The 18,638-nt window shown below is 61.1% G+C and carries 13 protein-coding genes; 11 read left to right on the top strand and 2 right to left on the bottom strand.

Going from position 1 to position 18,638, the window contains the following annotated elements; all coding sequences use genetic code 11:
• Window positions 1–81: 81 nt before the first annotated feature.
• Entirely contained in the window at window positions 82–1,458 is a 1,377-nt protein-coding gene (locus ACTJLA_RS21385) for an L-serine ammonia-lyase (RefSeq protein ID WP_236452412.1), read from the bottom strand.
• 416 nt (window positions 1,459–1,874) lie between these two features.
• Here ACTJLA_RS21385 and ACTJLA_RS21390 point away from each other — a divergent pair, with 416 nt between their 5' ends.
• The 3 genes from ACTJLA_RS21390 (at window position 1,875) to choV (ending at window position 4,912) form a co-directional block, all read left to right on the top strand.
• A complete protein-coding gene (locus ACTJLA_RS21390) occupies window positions 1,875–2,822 on the top strand; it encodes a choline ABC transporter substrate-binding protein (protein ID WP_314549046.1) in 948 nt (315 codons plus the stop codon).
• Between the two features lie 69 nt (window positions 2,823–2,891).
• On the top strand, window positions 2,892–3,737 hold the full coding sequence (gene choW / locus ACTJLA_RS21395) for a choline ABC transporter permease subunit (RefSeq protein WP_003194913.1): 846 nt from the start codon (window positions 2,892–2,894) through the stop codon (window positions 3,735–3,737).
• Window positions 3,734–4,912, top strand: coding sequence for a choline ABC transporter ATP-binding protein (choV, locus tag ACTJLA_RS21400; protein ID WP_054922367.1), 1,179 nt, complete (start codon window positions 3,734–3,736; stop codon window positions 4,910–4,912). Before choW ends, choV begins: the two co-directional genes overlap by 4 nt.
• Window positions 4,913–5,067: 155 nt before the next feature.
• On the opposite strand, the gene ACTJLA_RS21405 is transcribed toward choV, so the two are convergent.
• On the bottom strand, window positions 5,068–7,002 hold the full coding sequence (locus ACTJLA_RS21405) for a BCCT family transporter (RefSeq protein WP_230633881.1): 1,935 nt from the start codon (window positions 7,000–7,002) through the stop codon (window positions 5,068–5,070).
• Between the two features lie 389 nt (window positions 7,003–7,391).
• Between ACTJLA_RS21405 and betI the strand changes: the two genes are divergently transcribed.
• From betI to dbpA, 8 genes are all read left to right on the top strand, one after another.
• Window positions 7,392–7,985, top strand: a complete 594-nt coding sequence (gene betI, locus ACTJLA_RS21410) for a transcriptional regulator BetI (RefSeq protein ID WP_054898188.1) — start codon at window positions 7,392–7,394, stop codon at window positions 7,983–7,985.
• Between the two features lie 110 nt (window positions 7,986–8,095).
• Window positions 8,096–9,568, top strand: a complete 1,473-nt coding sequence (betB, locus tag ACTJLA_RS21415) for a betaine-aldehyde dehydrogenase (RefSeq protein ID WP_054922365.1) — start codon at window positions 8,096–8,098, stop codon at window positions 9,566–9,568.
• Window positions 9,569–9,762: 194 nt separating this feature from the next.
• Window positions 9,763–11,466: a choline dehydrogenase gene (gene betA, locus ACTJLA_RS21420; protein WP_054898187.1), complete on the top strand. Its 1,704-nt coding sequence runs from the start codon at window positions 9,763–9,765 to the stop codon at window positions 11,464–11,466.
• Window positions 11,467–11,685: 219 nt separating this feature from the next.
• Window positions 11,686–13,128: a TldD/PmbA family protein gene (locus ACTJLA_RS21425; RefSeq protein ID WP_054922362.1), complete on the top strand. Its 1,443-nt coding sequence runs from the start codon at window positions 11,686–11,688 to the stop codon at window positions 13,126–13,128.
• On the top strand, window positions 13,128–14,444 hold the full coding sequence (locus ACTJLA_RS21430; protein WP_314549032.1) for a TldD/PmbA family protein: 1,317 nt from the start codon (window positions 13,128–13,130) through the stop codon (window positions 14,442–14,444). Before ACTJLA_RS21425 ends, ACTJLA_RS21430 begins: the two co-directional genes overlap by 1 nt.
• A gap of 264 nt (window positions 14,445–14,708) precedes the next feature.
• On the top strand, window positions 14,709–15,599 hold the full coding sequence (locus tag ACTJLA_RS21435; RefSeq protein ID WP_054898184.1) for an alpha/beta fold hydrolase: 891 nt from the start codon (window positions 14,709–14,711) through the stop codon (window positions 15,597–15,599).
• A 36-nt stretch (window positions 15,600–15,635) separates the two neighbouring features.
• Window positions 15,636–17,063 (top strand): multidrug transporter subunit MdtD, encoded by a 1,428-nt coding sequence (mdtD, locus tag ACTJLA_RS21440; protein WP_034128900.1) that lies wholly within the window; start codon window positions 15,636–15,638, stop codon window positions 17,061–17,063.
• Between the two features lie 197 nt (window positions 17,064–17,260).
• A complete protein-coding gene (gene dbpA / locus ACTJLA_RS21445; protein ID WP_229999345.1) occupies window positions 17,261–18,598 on the top strand; it encodes an ATP-dependent RNA helicase DbpA in 1,338 nt (445 codons plus the stop codon).
• Window positions 18,599–18,638: the final 40 nt, after the last annotated feature.

Raw genomic sequence — 18,638 nt, forward strand, 5'->3', positions numbered from 1 at the left:
TGTGACGCTCTGCGTCACCCATGGTCGGAGCGTCCGGGGCGGCATTCCCACGCGGAGCGTGGGAACGATCATGTCACTGACTCAACATTCAACCGCACTCACCGCCAACCCACCGCGTGATGTCTCTTTGTACTTGTCATGCATATCGGCCCCGGTATCACGCATGGTGCGGATCACCCGGTCCAACGAGATGAAGTGCTGGCCATCGCCCCGCAACGCCATTTGCGCCGCGTTGATCGCCTTCACCGCCGCAATTGCATTGCGCTCGATACACGGCACTTGCACCAGGCCGCCCACCGGGTCGCAGGTCAGGCCGAGGTTGTGTTCCAAGCCGATTTCGGCAGCGTTGCACAGTTGCTCCGGCGTGGCACCAAGGATCTCCGCCAGCCCGGCTGCGGCCATGGCACACGCGGAACCGACCTCGCCCTGGCAACCGACTTCGGCACCGGAGATCGAGGCGTTCTTTTTACACAGGATGCCCACCGCCGCCGCGCCCAACAGGTAGTCGACCACGTTGGCTTCGGTGACTTCTTCACTGAACTTCATGAAGTAGTGCAACACCGCCGGGATGATTCCCGCCGCGCCGTTGGTGGGCGCCGTGACCATGCGCCCACCGGCGGCGTTTTCTTCGTTGACCGCCAGGGCGAACAGGTTGACCCATTCCATGGCGCTCAAGGTCGAGCCGATCACATTGGGCTTGTTCAGCTCCTGCAAGCTGCGGTGCAACTTGGCAGCGCGACGGCGCACGTTCAAGCCGCCGGGCAGGATGCCTTCGTGCTTGAGGCCCTGCTCCACGCAATCTTGCATGGCGCGCCAGAGCTTCATCAGGCCGCTGCGGATTTCTTCTTCGCTGCGCCAGGTTTTTTCATTCGCCAGCATCAGTTCGGCAACGCGCAGGTTGTGGATCTTGCACAACTGCAACAGCTCCACGGCACTGGAAAAGTCATAAGGCAGCTCGGTGCGGTCCATGTCCGCCACACCGCTTTGGGCCTGGGCTTCATCCACCACAAAACCGCCGCCCACCGAGTAATAGGTGTCGCGGTGCAACTCGCCGTTTTCGCCAAACACCACCAGGGTCATGGCATTGGGATGGAACGGCAGGTTCTCATCGAGCAGGCGCATATCCCGCGCCCATACAAAGGGCACCGGCAAACGCCCGTCCAGCAGCAGCGTGTCGGTTTCGCGCAGGGTGTGGATACGGGCGCCGATTTGCGTGGGGTCGATTGCGTCTGGCCACTCGCCCATCAGGCCCATGATGGTGGCGGTGTCGCTGCCGTGGCCGATGCCGGTGGCCGACAACGAGCCGTACAGTTGCACTTCGACACGCTGCACCTGTTCCAGCCACCCACGCTCACGCAACCCTTGAACGAACAACGCCGCGGCGCGCATGGGCCCCACGGTGTGGGAACTCGAAGGCCCGATGCCGATCTTGAACAGGTCGAAAACGCTGATAGCCATTAACGTGGAACTCCTCGATAAGCACGGGCCGGGCTTGAACGAGGTGCTACGCTCAGATCGCCCAGATGGCGGCATCATCAAGCTTTTATTCGTCATCACGGCGTCTCACACCGACGCACTCATGCTCACCAGCGGCGCTCGCGTGCGAACGCCAGTTTTGGCCGTTTTTTGCGGTGCAGAAGGGTAAAAACAGCAGTTTTACCTTCGGAAAAACCTGTAAGCGACGTCATCGGTACTGGATGCGACCCTCCCTGTACTGGATACGACGCCCCCTGTAGGCGTCAGATTTTCACTGGTACATGATCAGTCTCGACTCGTTTGCAAGGCACCGCGCCAGAGCTGTTGTCGCACGCTCCAACCGCAACACTTATAAAGCGCGGCGAATGCCGCCAGAAAAGACACAGGAGTCTACCCACATGAAAGGTTCACCCTCGTTGTTGTTGGCCGCCATGCTGAGTCTGCCAGTCGTGGCATACGCCGCAGAACCGGAACAGTGCAAGACCGTCAACTTCTCCGATGTCGGCTGGACCGACATCACCGTCACCACCGCGACCACCAGCGAGATCCTCAAGGGCCTGGGCTACAAGCCGCGCACCACGATGATTTCGGTACCTGTGACTTACAAGTCCCTGGCCGACGGCAAGAACATGGACATTTTCCTCGGCAACTGGATGCCGACCATGGAAAACGACATCAAGCAGTACCGTGATGCCGGCACCGTGGAAACCGTGCGCGCCAACCTGGAGAACGCCAAGTACACCCTGGCGGTCCCAGAGGCGCTGTATGAGAAGGGCCTGAAAGACTTCGCCGACATCGCCAAATTCAAGGATGAGCTGGGCGGCAAGATCTACGGCATCGAGCCGGGTAACGATGGCAACCGCACCATCCAGACGCTGATCGACAAAGATGCCTTCGGCCTGAAAACCGCCGGTTTCAAGGTGGTCGAATCCAGCGAAGCCGGCATGCTCTCCCAGGTTGAACGCGCCTCCAAGCGCAACCAGGCCATCGTGTTCCTCGGCTGGGAACCGCACCCGATGAACACTCGCTTCAAGATGAAGTACCTGACCGGTGGTGACGACTCGTTCGGCCCCAACTACGGCCAGGCCACCATCTACACCAACACCCGCAAAGGCTACACCCAGGAATGCAGCAACGTTGGTCAGTTGCTGAAAAACCTGGTGTTCGCCCTCGACATGGAAAGCACCCTGATGGGTAACGTCCTGGACGACAAGATGAAGGCCGATGCTGCCGCCAAGGCCTGGCTGCAGAAGAACCCGCAAGTGCTCGACACCTGGCTCGCCGGTGTCACCACCGTTGATGGCAAACCAGGGCTCGATGCCGTTAAAGCTTACCTCGCCAAATAGCACCCGCTGACCCCAGGCCGGTGCGCTGGCCTGGGATGTTTTCCCCTTCGCATGTGGACATTCACTACCATGCTGACTGAACAGAAAATCCCACTAGGCCAGTACATCGCTGCCTTCGTCGACTGGTTGACCCAACACGGTGCCAACTACTTCGACGCAATCGCATCGACACTGGAAACGATGATCCACGGCGTGACGTTTGCGCTGACCTGGTTCAATCCACTGGCATTGATCGGTCTGATTGCGCTGCTGGCTCACTTTATTCAACGTAAATGGGGACTGACTGTTTTTGTCATCGCCTCCTTCCTGCTGATCCTCAACCTGGGGTACTGGCAGGAAACCATGGAAACCCTCGCGCAGGTGCTGTTCGCCACCCTGGTCTGCGTGGTCATCGGTGTGCCGCTGGGCATTGTTGCCGCGCATAAGCCGATGTTCTACACCATGATGCGGCCGGTACTCGATCTGATGCAGACCGTGCCGACCTTCGTCTACCTCATCCCTACCCTGACCCTCTTCGGGCTGGGTGTGGTGCCTGGGCTGATTTCCACGGTGGTGTTCGCGATTGCCGCGCCGATCCGCCTGACCTACCTGGGTATCCGCGATGTGCCGCAAGAGCTGATGGACGCCGGCAAGGCCTTTGGCTGCTCGCGCCGCCAGTTGCTCTCACGCATTGAACTGCCCCACGCCATGCCGAGCATCGCCGCCGGCATTACCCAATGCATCATGCTGTCGCTGTCGATGGTGGTGATCGCCGCCCTGGTAGGCGCCGACGGCCTCGGCAAGCCAGTGGTCAACGCACTCAACACTGCCGATATTGCGCTGGGCTTTGAAGCGGGCCTGGCCATTGTGTTGCTCGCCATCATGCTCGACCGTATCTGCAAACAACCCGACGCTAAAGTAGGGGGTGATGCATGAGCATTATCCGATTCGACAAAGTCGACGTGATCTTTTCCAAAGACCCACGCGAAGCGCTCAAGCTGCTGGACCAGGGCATGAGCCGTAACGAAATCCTGAAGAAGACCGGGCAGATCGTCGGCGTCGAGAACGCCAGCCTGGATATCGAGAAAGGCGAGATCTGTGTGCTGATGGGCCTCTCGGGCTCAGGCAAATCCAGCTTGCTGCGCTGCATCAACGGCCTCAATACCGTCAGCCGTGGCCAGCTGTTTGTGGAGCATGAAGGGCGTCAGATCGACATCGCCTCCTGCACCCCCGCAGAGCTGAAAATGATGCGCACCAAACGCATCGCCATGGTGTTCCAGAAGTTCGCCCTGATGCCATGGCTGACGGTGCGCGAGAACATCAGCTTCGGCCTGGAGATGCAGGGCCGCCCAGAGAAAGAACGACGCACACTGGTGGACGAGAAACTCGAACTGGTGGGCCTGAGCCAATGGCGCAACAAGAAGCCCGACGAGTTGTCCGGCGGTATGCAGCAGCGCGTCGGCCTGGCTCGCGCCCTGGCGATGGACGCCGATATCCTGCTGATGGACGAACCCTTCTCTGCCCTCGACCCGCTGATCCGCCAAGGCTTGCAAGATGAGCTACTGGAACTGCAACGCAAATTGAGCAAGACCATCGTGTTCGTCAGCCACGACCTGGATGAAGCACTCAAGCTCGGCAGCCGTATCGCGATCATGAAAGACGGCAAGATCATCCAGTACAGCGTGCCGGAAGAGATCGTGCTGAACCCGGCGGACGACTATGTGCGCACCTTTGTCGCCCATACCAACCCGTTGAACGTGCTGTGCGGGCGCAGCCTGATGCGCACCCTGGATAACTGCACGCGTGTGAATGGTTCGGTGTGCCTTGATCCGGGTGGCGACTCCTGGCTGGACCTGGCTGAAGGCAACACCATCCAGGGCGCACGCCAGAATGGCGTGACGATGAACCTGCAGAACTGGGCGCCAGGGCAAGCCGTGGAAGGCTTGGGCCGCGTACCGACGTTGGTGGACTCGAACATCGGCATGCGCGATGCGTTGCAGATTCGCTACCAGACAGGCAACAAGCTGGTGCTGCATGACAACAACAAGGTGGTAGGGATTTTGGGAGACAGTGAGCTCTACCACGCCCTGCTGGGCAAGAACCTGGGCTAGAACCCTGTGGATCGTTCCCACGCTCTGCGTGGGAATGCACCCTGTGACGCTCCGCGTCACGACTTCAAGAGCGGGACGCGGAGCGTCCATGGCGGTGTTCCCACGCAGAGCGTGGGAACGATCATGTCAGGGAAGACACCACCAGGCTTCAACTATCAGCTATAGACCCGGCCAAGGAGCTGCCGATGGCTTTCAAACTGATCGAGCACATCCCGGGTGATCTGTTCCTGGGTGAAGCCCATCAGGTCATACTCCTGCGGCCCGTTGTGCAGGTACACCTCGGCACGGTAGTAACGGGTGCGCTCTTCTTCAGGCAGGTCAGCCGGTGCCGCCGAGTAGCCATCCAGGCTCACTTCGTAGACAAACGGGTTGCCCTCGTCCATCTCGATCCGCACGCCGATGCAGCGCTTGGATTTGCCCAGCAGGGTCTGCACTTCCAGGCCCTGATCACGCAACGCACTCGCGGCTTCTTCCAACGCCGGCGTTACGTGCTTGTCCATAAAGCGCTGCACGGTGGCCTGGCTCGGTTGCAGGTCCAGGGCGGTCAAGCGCTCGCTGAAACCACGACGCCCGCGTTCGGCCAATTGCGCCTGCTCCTGTTCGGTAGCCACGTCCTGGCGCATGGCCTTGTGCAAACCGAACATAAAGAACACCAGCACCACAGAGAACGGCAGCCCCGCCAGCACCACCATGGTTTGCATGGCTTCGAAGTTGCCGGCAAACAGCAGGCCGATGGTCACCAGGGTGATCACCGCCGACCAGAAGATACGCAACCAGTGCGGCGCATCCTCATCCACATTGCCGCCTTTGCAGGAAAGGTTGGCCATCATCACCGCGCCGGAATCCGCAGGCGTCAGGAACAGCACGAAGCCCACGAAGATCGACACGCCGATCACCACTTTCGACGCTGGGTAATGCTCAAGCAGCTGGTAGATGGCCATGGACGGTTGCTCCAGCGCCGTCTTGCCCAACTCCACCGCCCCGTGGTTCAGCACCAGGTCCAGGGCCGAGTTGCCGAAGATCGACAGCCACGCCAGGGTAAAGCCCAGCGGGATCAGCAATACGCCAGCCACCAGTTCGCGCACGGTGCGACCACGGGAAATACGCGCGATGAACATGCCCACAAATGGCGCCCAGGAAATCCACCAGGCCCAGTAGAACAAGGTCCACAGGCCCATCCAGCGTTCGGTCTTGGCACCGTCGCCTTCGTACACATACAGGTCGAAGGTTTTCAGCACGATACCGTTGAGGTAATCACCGGTGTTCTGCACCAGGCCATTGAGCAGGTGCAAGGTAGGGCCGAACAACAGCACGAAGATCAGCAAACCGCTGAACAGCACGATGTTGAGGTTGGACAGACGACGAATACCGTTTTCCACACCCGACACGGCGGCAATGGTCGCCACGGTGCTCATCACGATGATCACGATCAGCAAATTGGTATTGCTGTGCTCCATGCCGAACAGGTTTTCCAGCCCCGACGACACTTGCATCGAGCCGATCCCCAGGTTGGTCACCAGGCCCAGCAGGGTCACGAACATGCCGAAACCGTCTACCGCATGGCCAGCCGCGCCCTTCACCCAACGCTCGCCCACCAGCGGGTACAGCGCCGAACGCAGGGCCAGCGGTTGGTTGTGGCGGTACGCAAAGTACGCCACGGCCAGGCCGACCAGCGCATAGATCGCCCAGCCGTGCAGGCCCCAGTGCAGGAAGGTCAGCTGCAGCGCCTGGCGTGCCGCGCCATTGCTGGCGGCAGCGCCTTCGGGCGGGTTGAAGTAATGGTCCAACGGCTCGGACGCACCGAAATACAACAGCGAGATGCCGATACCCGACGAGAACAACATGCCGGCCCAGGCGCCGTAGCTGAAGTCTGGGGTATCGTCCTTCGCACCCAGCTTAAGTTTCCCATAGGACGAAAACGCCAGGCCGACCACAAACACCAGGTAGGCGGCGATGACCACCATGTAGTACCAGCCAAAGCTTTTCGACAGCCAGGCCTGTGCGACACCGAGCATGCGCCCGGCCTCCTGCGGGGCGACGATCAGAATGGCGGTCAACAATAAAATCAGCGCGGTGGAGGTGTAGAACACCCAACCGTTGACCCGGACCTTTTCCGGTGGGGTCTTTATAAGAGAGGCAGAACTCATGGCGCAGATGCTCCAGGCAGTGCGAGAGAGAAACACAAGGCAACGGTTATCCCGGGACATCGATTTTTCGGCAGTCGACGGACGGGTGTTATAAAGACACCCCAAAATTCTTGAGCCCGCCTAAGCGGTGATCAGGCTCTGAAGTGGCCTGTTTCAAGGGTTTTTGCAGGTGTCGAAGGTTGCAGCTCGCAGGTAGGAAACATCTGTAGGCAGCGACCATTTGTCGCAGATCTTATTCTTTGTTGATTGAACGTTCAATCAAAACAAAATAGACTGGCCCTCAAGCCGACGGACGTGGATCGCCCATCGGCAGGCCTAAGGAGAGGTGCTACATGCCCAAGGTCGGTATGCAACCCATACGCCGCCAGCAGTTGATCGAAGCCACGTTGACGGCCATCGATCGGGTCGGGATGGGAGATGCCAGCATTGCGCTGATCGCCCGTCTGGCCGGCGTCTCGAACGGCATCATCAGCCACTACTTTCAGGACAAGAACGGCCTGATCGCAGCGACGATGCGCTACCTAATGAATGCGCTGATCGAGAACGTGCAAGAGCGCAGGCGTGCCTTGAAGGATGACAGCCCACGGGCGCACCTTCAGGTGATCATCGAAGGCAACTTCGACGCCAGCCAGGTCAACGGCCCGGCAATGAAAACCTGGCTGGCCTTCTGGGCCACCAGCATGCACCACCCGTCATTGCACAGGTTGCAGCGGATCAACGATCACCGTCTGTATTCCAACCTGTGTTGCCAGTTCCGCCGTGCGATGCCGCTACCCGAGGCACGCAGCGCAGCCCGCGGGCTGGCGGCTTTGATCGACGGTTTGTGGTTGCGCGGCGCCCTGTCGGGAGACGCTTTCGACACGGAGCAGGCGCAACGGATCGCTTACGAATACATGGATTTCCAATTGGCCAAGCAGGTGAGTTAGAGCCCTTATAAATGCTCAACCCCTGAACGTCCGCCGCTCAGTGTTGCCACACCCCCATGGCCCACTGTTCGGCGGGTAACGCCAACCACTTATGCACTTGCGAGGACTTTATGGCCCGTTTCGACCTGCAAAAACTCTACATTGACGGCGGCTACAGCGACGCTGGCAGCGATGCCACCTTCGAAGCCATCAACCCGGCTAACGGTGAAGTTCTCGCCCAAGTGCAACGCGCCACCAAAGACGACGTTGAACGTGCCGTGGCCAGCGCTGAAAAAGGCCAGAAAATCTGGGCCGCCATGACCGCCATGGAACGTTCGCGCATCCTGCGCCGTGCCGTGGACATCCTGCGCGAGCGCAACGATGAACTGGCCGCCCTGGAAACCCTGGACACCGGTAAAGCCTTCTCCGAAACCAAGTACGTCGACATCGTCACCGGCGCTGACGTGCTGGAATACTACGCCGGCCTGGTACCTGCCATCGAAGGCGAGCAGATCCCACTGCGCGACACCTCGTTTGTCTACACCCGCCGCGAGCCGCTGGGCGTGGTTGCCGGTATCGGCGCGTGGAACTACCCGATCCAGATCGCCCTGTGGAAATCCGCACCGGCCCTGGCTGCCGGTAACGCGATGATCTTCAAGCCAAGCGAAGTCACCTCGCTGACCACCCTGAAACTGGCCGAGATCTACACCGAGGCTGGCGTTCCAGCGGGCGTGTTCAACGTACTGACCGGCAGCGGCCGTGAAGTCGGCACCTGGCTGACCGAGCACCCGCGCATTGAGAAAGTCTCCTTCACCGGCGGCACCGACACCGGCAAGAAAGTCATGGCCAGCGCGTCGAGCTCCTCGCTCAAGGACGTGACCATGGAGCTGGGCGGCAAGTCCCCGCTGATCATTTTCGACGACGCCGACCTCGACCGCGCCGCCGACACCGCCATGATGGCCAACTTCTACAGCTCCGGTCAGGTCTGCACCAACGGCACCCGCGTGTTCGTGCCCAAGCACCTGCAAGCCGCGTTCGAAGCCAAGATCGTCGAGCGTGTGGCGCGTATTCGCATCGGCAACCCGGAAGACGAAAACACCAACTTCGGCCCGCTGGTCAGCTTTGCCCACATGGAAAGCGTGCTGGGCTACATCGCCAAAGGCAAAGAGCAAGGCGCCCGCCTGCTGTGCGGCGGCGACCGCCTGACCGAGGGTGACTTCGCCAAAGGCGCCTTCGTGGCCCCGACCGTGTTCACCGACTGCACCGATGACATGGTGATCGTGCGTGAAGAAATCTTCGGCCCGGTGATGAGCATCCTCACCTACGAGACCGAAGAAGAAGTGATCCGCCGTGCCAACGACACCGACTTCGGCCTGGCCGCTGGCCTGGTGACCAAGGACCTGAACCGCGCCCACCGCGTGATTCATCAGTTGGAAGCCGGTATCTGCTGGATCAACGCCTGGGGCGAGTCCGACGCGAAGATGCCGGTTGGCGGCTACAAGCAGTCGGGGGTGGGCCGTGAGAACGGGATCAGCTCGCTGAACAACTTCACCCGCATCAAATCGGTACAGGTTGAGTTGGGCGATTACGCCTCGGTGTTCTAACACCTTATGGGCCTGGAATGCTCCTCTGTGGCGAGGGAGCTTGCTCCCGCTGGGCTGCGAAGCAGCCCCATTCCAGACCCAGTAGTTCTTTCAGACAGAACTCGAGCGCTGATTTTGCGACTGCTGCGCAGTCGAACGGGAGCAAGCTCCCTCGCCACAAAAGCAGCCTGAACCCATTTTACGAGGGTACATTCATGTCCCAAGAATACGATTACATCATTGTGGGTGCCGGCTCTGCCGGTAACACCCTGGCGACCCGTCTGACCGAAGACGAAGGCGTCACTGTTTTGCTGCTGGAGGCCGGTGGCCCGGACTACCGCCTCGACTTCCGCACCCAGATGCCAGCCGCCCTGGCTTTCCCGCTGCAAGGCCGCCGCTACAACTGGGCCTACGAAACCGATCCAGAGCCACACATGGACGGCCGCCGGATGGAATGCGGGCGCGGCAAGGGCCTGGGTGGTTCTTCCCTGATCAACGGCATGTGCTACATCCGCGGCAACGCCATGGACTACGACAACTGGTCGAAGCTGCCGGGCCTGGAAGACTGGACCTACCTGGACTGCCTGCCGTATTTCCGCAAAGCCGAAACCCGCGACATCGGCCCCAACGATTGGCACGGTGGCGACGGCCCGGTCAGCGTGACCACGCCGAAAGCGGGCAACAACCCGCTGTTCCACGCCATGGTTGAAGCGGGCGTACAGGCCGGTTACCCACGTACCGAAGATTTGAACGGCTACCAGCAAGAAGGCTTCGGCCCGATGGACCGTACTGTCACGCCGAACGGCCGTCGCGCCAGCACCGCACGCGGCTACCTGGACACGGCTAAAAAGCGCTCGACCCTGACCATCGTCACCCATGCCCTCACCGACAAAGTCTTGTTCGAAGGCAAGCGTGCGGTCGGCGTGCGTTACCTGATCGGCGCTGCCGAAGAACGCGTTGAAGCCCGTGCGCGCAAAGAAGTGCTGGTGTGCAGTGGCGCAATCGCTTCGCCGCAACTGCTGCAACGCTCCGGTGTCGGCCCGGCCAAACTGCTGGAAAGCCTCGACATCCCGGTGGTTCACGACCTGCCTGGCGTGGGTGAAAACCTGCAGGACCACCTTGAGCTGTACCTGCAATACGCGTGCACCCAGCCAGTGTCGCTGTACCCCTCGCTGCTCTGGTACAACCAGCCGGCGATTGGTGCCGAATGGCTGTTCAACGGCACCGGCATCGGCGCCAGCAACCAGTTCGAAGCGGGCGGTTTTATCCGTACCCGTGAAGAGTTCGAGTGGCCAAACATCCAGTACCACTTCCTGCCGGTAGCGATTAACTACAACGGCAGCAACGGTGTGAAAGAGCACGGTTTCCAGGCGCACATGGGCTCCATGCGTTCGCCAAGCCGTGGCCGTATCCAGCTGAAGTCGAAGAACCCACGGGACTACCCGAGCATCCTCTTCAATTACATGGCCACCGAGCAGGACTGGCAGGAGTTCCGCGATGGCATCCGCCTGACCCGTGAAATCATGCAGCAGCCGGCACTGGACCCGTACCGTGGCCGCGAAATCAGCCCCGGCATTGAAGTGCAAACCGATGAACAGTTGGACAAGTTCATCCGCGAGCACGCCGAGACCGCGTTCCACCCGTCCTGCTCGTGCAAGATGGGCACCGACGAGATGGCCGTAGTCGATGGCGAAGGCCGCGTGCATGGCATGCAGGGCTTGCGTGTGGTCGATGCCTCGATCATGCCGATCATCACCACCGGCAACCTGAACGCGCCAACGATCATGATCGCCGAGAAAATCGCCGACAAGATCCGTGGCCGCAAGCCACTGCCGCGCAGCACCGCTGACTACTACGTAGCAGGCGATGCGCCGGTGCGTGGCAAGCCGATGCGTGAAGTAGGGCCATTGGCGCAGTAACCGAAACACCCCAGTGATTGATCGTTCCCACGCTCCGCGTGGGAACGCATCCTGTGATGCTCTGCGTCACGCCCTTCAAGAGCGGACGCAGAGCGTCCAGGGTGGCATTCCCACGCAGAGCGTGGGAACGATCACACAACAAAACCTCCCTTGATCAGCTCCCCGCCCAGGCCTACTCTGTTCGCCTGCCCGCGCCGAGCCGCCCACAAGGAAGGCCCCATGTTCGAACACCACGCCACGCTCAAGAAACACTTCGGTGCCCTGCGCACCACCGCCGAATTTTTCTCCCTGCGCTACGTGCGCGAATCCGGTCAGTACCTGTCAGTACGCAAGAACGTCGCCGAGCCGCCTCACCTGGGCCACGACGAAGGCGCCATGCTTACCGTGCGTCTCAACGGCGTGGAAGCCTACGCAGCGACCAACGATATTTCCCTTGCCGGCCTGCAAGCCGCCCTTGAGCGCGCTGAACAGCAAGCCCGGTTGATCAAGCCTCACGCCCTGCTCGACCTGCACCAGCAGCCAGTGTCCAGCGACGTCGCCGACTACCTGTCGCCCGACCTCGACCAGCCCTTCCCATCCCTGAGCGACTGCTACCAATTGCTCGGCGATGAGTCCGCCGCCGTGCCCAAGGATGAGCGCCTGGTGAGCTGGGAAGTCAGCCTGGGGACCACGCGGGTTGAACAGATCTATCTCAACAGCGCTGGCGCGCAATTGCGTCAGGCCCAGCGCTTTGTCTTTCCGGGCCTGAGTGTGACCGCCTTCGACGGCAACGACAGCCAGACCCGTACCCTGGGCGGTACCAACTTCGGCCAGCAAGGCAGTGCCGGGGTGATCCAGCGTTTTGGCCTGGTGGGCGCCGCCCGCAAGGTGGCCGACGAAGCCCTGCAATTGCTGCTCGCACCGAATACGCCCCACGGCCCGCGTGACCTGCTGCTGATGCCCGACCAAATGATCCTGCAGATCCACGAGTCGATCGGCCATCCGCTGGAGCTGGATCGCATCCTTGGTGACGAGCGCAATTACGCCGGCACCAGTTTTGTGAAAGCCAGCGACTTCGGCCACCTGCAATATGGCTCACCGCTGCTCAACGTCACCTTCGACCCGGACATCCCCGAACAGCTTGCCAGCTACGCTCATGACGACGACGGCACGCCTGCCAGCAAGCAATTTCTGATTCGCGAAGGCCTGCTGCTCAAGCCCTTGGGCGGGGCCTTATCGCAATTTCGCGCCAACCTGCCAGGCGTCGCCAACAGCCGCGCCTGCAGCTGGAACCGTGCGCCCATCGACCGCATGGCCAATCTGAATATCGAACCTGGGGATAAAAGCCTCGCGCAATTGGTGGGCGGCATTGAGAGCGGCATCCTGATGTCGACCAACCGTTCGTGGTCCATCGACGATGCGCGCAACAAATTCCAGTTCGGCTGCGAGTGGGGCCAGTTGATCGAAAACGGCGAACTCAAGGGCGTGGTGAAGAACCCCAACTACCGGGCGATTTCCGCGCAGTTCTGGCGCAAGCTCAGCGCGGTAGGCGACGCCAGCACCTTCAAAGTCTTGGGCACGCCGAACTGCGGCAAGGGCGAACCCAACCAGGTGATCCGTGTCGGCCATGCGTCGCCGGCCTGTGTATTCAGCAATGTCGATGTATTTGGGGGAGATGCCTGATGAACCACTTCAAGGCTCTGGTGGATTGGCTCAAGCAGGCGGTCACCGATCAAGAACACTTTCAACTCGGCTACGCGGATGAAGCGTCCGAGTTCGTGCGCTTCAACCACGCGCAGGTACGCCAGGCCGGCCAGGTACAGCAGGCCAGCCTGAACCTCAAGCTGATCAACGATGGGCGCCACGCCGACCTGGGTATCACCCTGTCGGGCGAGGCGCAGTTGGATCGCCAGCGCCTGGCGAATGGCCTGCAACAACTGCGCGAGACCTTGCCGCTGTTGCCGCCTGACCCGTACCTGCTGCTGAACCCCGACGCCTGGCACAGCCATAACGAACAGCTGCGCCCGCTGCCGGAACTGGCCCAAGTGCTGGACGACATCAGCCAGGCCGCCGATGGCGTGGACCTGGTTGGCTTCTACGCCGCCGGCCCGATCAGCCGTGGTTTCGCCAGCTCATCGGGGGCGTTCGGCTGGCACCGGGCTAACAGCTTCAATTTCGACTTCAGCCTGTTCCACGCCAATGGCGAAGCGGTAAAAGCCAGCTACGCCGGGCACACCTGGAACAGCGCCGAATTCGCCGCCCGTTTCCAACAGGCCCGTGAGCAACTGGCGTTTCTCGGTCGCCCGCTCCACACCCTGGCGCCCGGCCAGTACCGCGCCTACCTGGCGCCGGCAGCGCTGGAAGAAATCATCAGCATCATCACCTGGGGTGGTTTTTCGGCCCAGGCCATCGCGAGCAAAGGCAGTTCGTTGCAACGCCTGTACGCGGGTGATCAGTCATTGAGCCCGCTGGTGACGGTGGATGAGCAGATCAGCGGCTCCCTGAGCCAGGCGTTTTCCACTGAAGGCTACCCGCGTGAGGATGTCACCCTGATCAACGCAGGCAAAGCCGAGGGCCAGTTGGTCAACTCGCGCAGCGCCGCCGAATACGGCTTGAGCACCAACGGCGCCAGCAGCGACGAGTCGCCCAGCGCCCTGCAAATGGCGGCCGGCAGCCTGGCCCAGGCCGATATTCTCAAGCAGTTGGGCACCGGTCTGTATATCAGCAACCTCTGGTACCTGAACTACTCCGACCTGCCAGCAGCGCGCCTGACCGGCATGACGCGCTTTGCGACCTTCTGGGTGGAAAACGGCGAGATCAAGGCGCCGGTCAGCACCATGCGCTTTGATGACAGTTTCTATCAGTTGCTCGGTTCGCAATTGGAAGCGCTGACCGCTGATCGGGAGCTGCTGTTGTCGGCCAGTACCTATGACCAGCGCAACACCGCTTCCAACCTGTTGCCAGGCGCTTTGGTAAACCGTTTGACGCTGACTTTATAAACTGTAGGAGCGAGCTTGCTCGCGAAGAACGTACAGACACCGCGGGCTGGCTGTCAGCGCTGCGTTATCGTTGTCGTTTTTCGCGAGCAAGCTCGCTCCTACAGTTCAATAACCTGCGCTGCGACGAAACTTCTATCCCGCCTACTTTGGCCGTTCGGCATGTTGTCGCTCTGCTTATTCCTCGTTATAACGGTTAATGGCTTCTCGCCACCCCTGCCCACGAGAGCATAACCTTGCCCGGGAAAGGCAAGCTGGAGCGTTGACATGAACCATGGAAGTTTCGTCATAGAAAAACTGTACAAGCACTACAACGTTCACGTAGAGCAACTGGGTAACGACCCGCATAGAAAAACCGTACTGATGGTCAATGGCGCGTTGTCCACCACACGCTCCTTTGCCCGCACCAGCAAATGCCTGGCCGAGCACTTCAATGTGCTGCTGTTCGACTTGCCATTCTCTGGCTTGTCACGCGAGCACAACACCGAACTCGACCTAGTCACCAAGGACGACGAGGTGCAAATCCTGCGTGCCTTGGTAGCACGCTTTGCGGTCAACCATCTGGTTTCGGCCTCATGGGGCGGCATCTCCACGCTGTTGACCCTGGCGCACAACCCGCCCTCCATCGAAAGCTCGGTGGTGATGGCCCTGGCGCCCAACCTCAACCAGGCGATGCTGGAATATGTCGAGCGCGTGCGTGTGCTGATCGAGGCCGATGACAAGTCGGCGGTCGGCCATCTGCTCAACGAAACGGTTGGCAAATACCTGTCGCCGCGCCTCAAGCGCAATAACCATCGACACCTGTCGACCATGGCCACCACCGAATACCGCCAGGCGCGCTTTCATATCCATCAGGTGCTGGGCTTGGGCGATGGCAACTACTTGCCGGCACTGCGGCAGATTGAAACACCGGTGCACTTTCTCAACGGCGCGCTGGACGAATACACGCCGGCCGACGAAGCCCAGCTGTTCAAACACTACGTAGGCCGCAGCAGCTTTGCGGTGGCCGAACACACCGGCCATCTGCTGGACCTGGAGTCCCGCGAAGCCGCGCTGGCAGTGCATCGGGCGTTGCTGGATTTCCTGGTGGGCGAGCAGGTGACATTGTCAGATATAGACGAACCGCCAGTGGGAAAAGCGGCGACGGATGGCGCATAATCGCCAACACATAGCCTGCTAATTAAAAGGGATCCCATGCCGAATCGTGCCCCTCTCGATGCCAAGACCGCCCGCTGGCTCCCCTGGGTGGTAGCGATTGCCTTCTTCATGCAGTCGCTGGACGGGACGATTCTCAACACCGCGCTACCGGCCATGGCGCAGGACCTCGCGGAAAACCCGCTGCGCATGCAAGGGGTGGTGATCGCCTACATGCTCACCGTTGCCTTGCTGATTCCGGCGTCGGGCTGGATCGCTGACCGCTTTGGCACCAAGAAAATTTTCTTTGGCGCGATCATGCTGTTCAGCATCGGGTCGCTGCTGTGTGCGCTGTCCAGTAGCTTGAGCATGCTGGTGGGCGCACGGGTGATCCAGGGCCTGGGCGGTGCGCTGATGCTGCCGGTCGGACGGCTGGTGGTACTGCGGGCTTATCCGCGCTCCGAGTTGGTGCGGATCATGGGCTTCATCACCATTCCCGGCCTGCTCGGCCCCTTGCTTGGCCCGACAATGGGCGGCTGGATGGTGCAATACCTGACCTGGCACTGGATCTTCCTGATCAACCTGCCGGTGGGCATGATCGGTTGCTACGCCGTGTGGAAATTCATCCCCGACCTGCGCGGCAGCGAGCGCACGCGCTTCGACGGCCTGGGCTTTCTGCTGTTCGGCGCGGCGATGGTGCTGATCACCATCGCCATGGAAGGCCTGGGCGAACTGCACCTGCCGCATCTGCGCGTGATATTGCTGCTGTTCGGCGGGTTCGCCTGCCTGGCGGCGTACTGGCTGCGCGCCGGGCATATCGATAACCCGCTGTTCTCGCCGGTGCTGTTCAAGACGCGCACCTTTGCCGTGGGGATCCTGGGCAATCTGTTTGCGCGCCTGGGCAGCGGCGCATTGCCGTTCCTGGTACCGCTGCTGCTGCAGGTGGCGCTGGGCTATTCGCCGTCGGAAGCCGGCATGAGCATGTTGCCACTGGCGGCGGCGGCGATGTTCGCCAAGTCCATCGCACGCCCGCTTATCGAGCGCCTCGGCTACCGCATCGTCCTGACCGGCAACACCCTGGCCCTGGGCCTGATGCTGGCGAGCATGGGCCTGGTCAGCGAACAAACGCCCTACCCGCTGCTGTTGGCCATGCTGGCGGTACTGGGGGCCATCAACTCCCTGCAATTTACCGCCATGAACACCGTCACCCTGATCGACCTCGACGACGCCCAGGCCAGCAGTGGCAACAGCTTGCTGTCGGTAGTGGCGCAATTGTCCCTGAGCCTGGGCGTGGCCTGTGCCGGTGCATTGCTCGGCGGCTTTACCGCCGAAGCCGGCAATGACGGGGTCAATACCGTGCTGGGCGCCTTCCAACTGACCTTCCTCACCGTGGGCCTCATGGCGATGCTGGCAGCGGCGATCTTCCTGCAGCTGTCGCCCAAGGACGGCAAACGGGTGGTCAGCCGCGAGCACGATATCGAGCATTGAAGCAGCTGCAAGCTTCAAGTTGTAAGCCTCAAGCTTGCGGCTTGCAGCTGATAACTTGCCGCGCCCCCCTACTCCTCGTCGAGAACATACAAAGAAACCCAAGGGGGCCTGTTACACTGCGCGACATTTTGTTTTGCAGAGCCAGTCCCGTGACTACCATCGCCACCGCTTTTAATACTTTGCCCCTGTCCGCCGCCATGCTGGCTAACCTCGACTCGCTGGGTTACGTCGAGATGACGCAGATCCAGGCGCAAAGCTTGCCGGTGATCCTCAAAGGGCTGGACCTGATTGCCCAGGCCAAGACCGGCAGCGGCAAGACTGCCGCATTCGGCATCGGCCTGCTGAACCCGATCAACCCGCGCTACTTCGGGTGCCAGGCGCTGGTGATGTGCCCGACCCGCGAACTGGCCGACCAGGTCGCCAAGGAAATCCGTCGCCTGGCCCGTGCCGAAGACAACATCAAGGTACTGACCCTGTGCGGCGGCGTGTCCCTCGGCCCACAGATTGCCTCCCTGGAGCACGGCGCCCACGTCATCGTCGGCACCCCGGGCCGCATCCAGCAGCACCTGCGTAAAGGTTCACTGGTGCTGGACGGCTTGAACACCCTGATCCTCGACGAAGCCGACCGCATGCTCGACATGGGCTTCTACGACGCCATCGAAGACATCATCAGCAAGACCCCACCGCGCCGCCAGACCCTGCTGTTCTCGGCCACTTACCCGGTGAGCATCAAGCAACTGGCCTCCAAGTTCATGCGTGCGCCTCAGCAAGTGAAAGCCGAAGCGTTCCACTCCGACGATCAGATCGAACAGCGCTTCTACGAGATCTCCCCGGAAGAACGCATGGACGCCGTGACCAAGGTGCTGGCGCACTTCCGCCCTGCTTCGTGCGTGGCGTTCTGCTTCACCAAGCAGCAAGTGCAGGAAACCGTCGACCACCTGACGTCCAAAGGCATTTCCGCTGTTGGCCTGCATGGTGACCTGGAACAGCGCGACCGTGACCAGGTACTGGCGATGTTTGCCAACCGCAGCACCTCGGTGCTGGTGGCCACCGACGTAGCCGCCCGCGGCCTGGACATCGACGCCCTGGACATGGTGATCAACGTCGAACTGGCCCGCGACTCGGAAATTCACATCCACCGTGTAGGCCGTACCGGCCGTGCCGGTGAGACCGGCATCGCCATCAGCCTGGTGGCGCCGTCCGAAGCCCACCGCGCCCAGGCCATCGAGCAACTGCAGAAGTCGCCGCTGAACTGGGACCAACTGGACAACCTCAAGCCGCAAAGCGGTGGCCCGTTGCTGCCGCAGATGAGCACCCTGTGCATCGCCGCCGGGCGTAAAGACAAGGTGCGCCCAGGCGACATCCTCGGTGCATTGACCGGTGAAGCCGGCATTCCGGGTGCCCAGGTCGGCAAGATCGCGATCTTTGACTTCCAGGCTTTCGTGGCCGTGGAACGCGGCATCGCCAAGCAGGCGTTGCAGCGTTTGAATGACGGCAAGATCAAAGGTCGTTCGCTGCGCGTGCGGATCCTGTAACAACATAGTGACTGCAAGGACCGAATCACTGTGGGAGCTG

Source organism: Pseudomonas sp. 22072 (genome assembly GCF_052046095.1).
Classification (GTDB): Bacteria; Pseudomonadota; Gammaproteobacteria; order Pseudomonadales; family Pseudomonadaceae; genus Aquipseudomonas; species Aquipseudomonas paracarnis.

Bases quoted from the DNA above. Each gene is read 5' to 3' on its own strand.
- ACTJLA_RS21385 (WP_236452412.1), bottom strand. From the start codon at position 1,458: ATGGCTATCAGCGTTTTCGACCTGTTCAAGATCGGCATCGGGCCTTCG.
- ACTJLA_RS21390 (WP_314549046.1), top strand. From the start codon at position 1,875: ATGAAAGGTTCACCCTCGTTGTTGTTGGCCGCCATGCTGAGTCTGCCA.
- choW (WP_003194913.1), top strand. From the start codon at position 2,892: ATGCTGACTGAACAGAAAATCCCACTAGGCCAGTACATCGCTGCCTTC.
- choV (WP_054922367.1), top strand. From the start codon at position 3,734: ATGAGCATTATCCGATTCGACAAAGTCGACGTGATCTTTTCCAAAGAC.
- betI (WP_054898188.1), top strand. From the start codon at position 7,392: ATGCCCAAGGTCGGTATGCAACCCATACGCCGCCAGCAGTTGATCGAA.
- betB (WP_054922365.1), top strand. From the start codon at position 8,096: ATGGCCCGTTTCGACCTGCAAAAACTCTACATTGACGGCGGCTACAGC.
- betA (WP_054898187.1), top strand. From the start codon at position 9,763: ATGTCCCAAGAATACGATTACATCATTGTGGGTGCCGGCTCTGCCGGT.
- ACTJLA_RS21425 (WP_054922362.1), top strand. From the start codon at position 11,686: ATGTTCGAACACCACGCCACGCTCAAGAAACACTTCGGTGCCCTGCGC.
- ACTJLA_RS21430 (WP_314549032.1), top strand. From the start codon at position 13,128: ATGAACCACTTCAAGGCTCTGGTGGATTGGCTCAAGCAGGCGGTCACC.
- ACTJLA_RS21435 (WP_054898184.1), top strand. From the start codon at position 14,709: ATGAACCATGGAAGTTTCGTCATAGAAAAACTGTACAAGCACTACAAC.
- mdtD (WP_034128900.1), top strand. From the start codon at position 15,636: ATGCCGAATCGTGCCCCTCTCGATGCCAAGACCGCCCGCTGGCTCCCC.
- dbpA (WP_229999345.1), top strand. From the start codon at position 17,261: ATGCTGGCTAACCTCGACTCGCTGGGTTACGTCGAGATGACGCAGATC.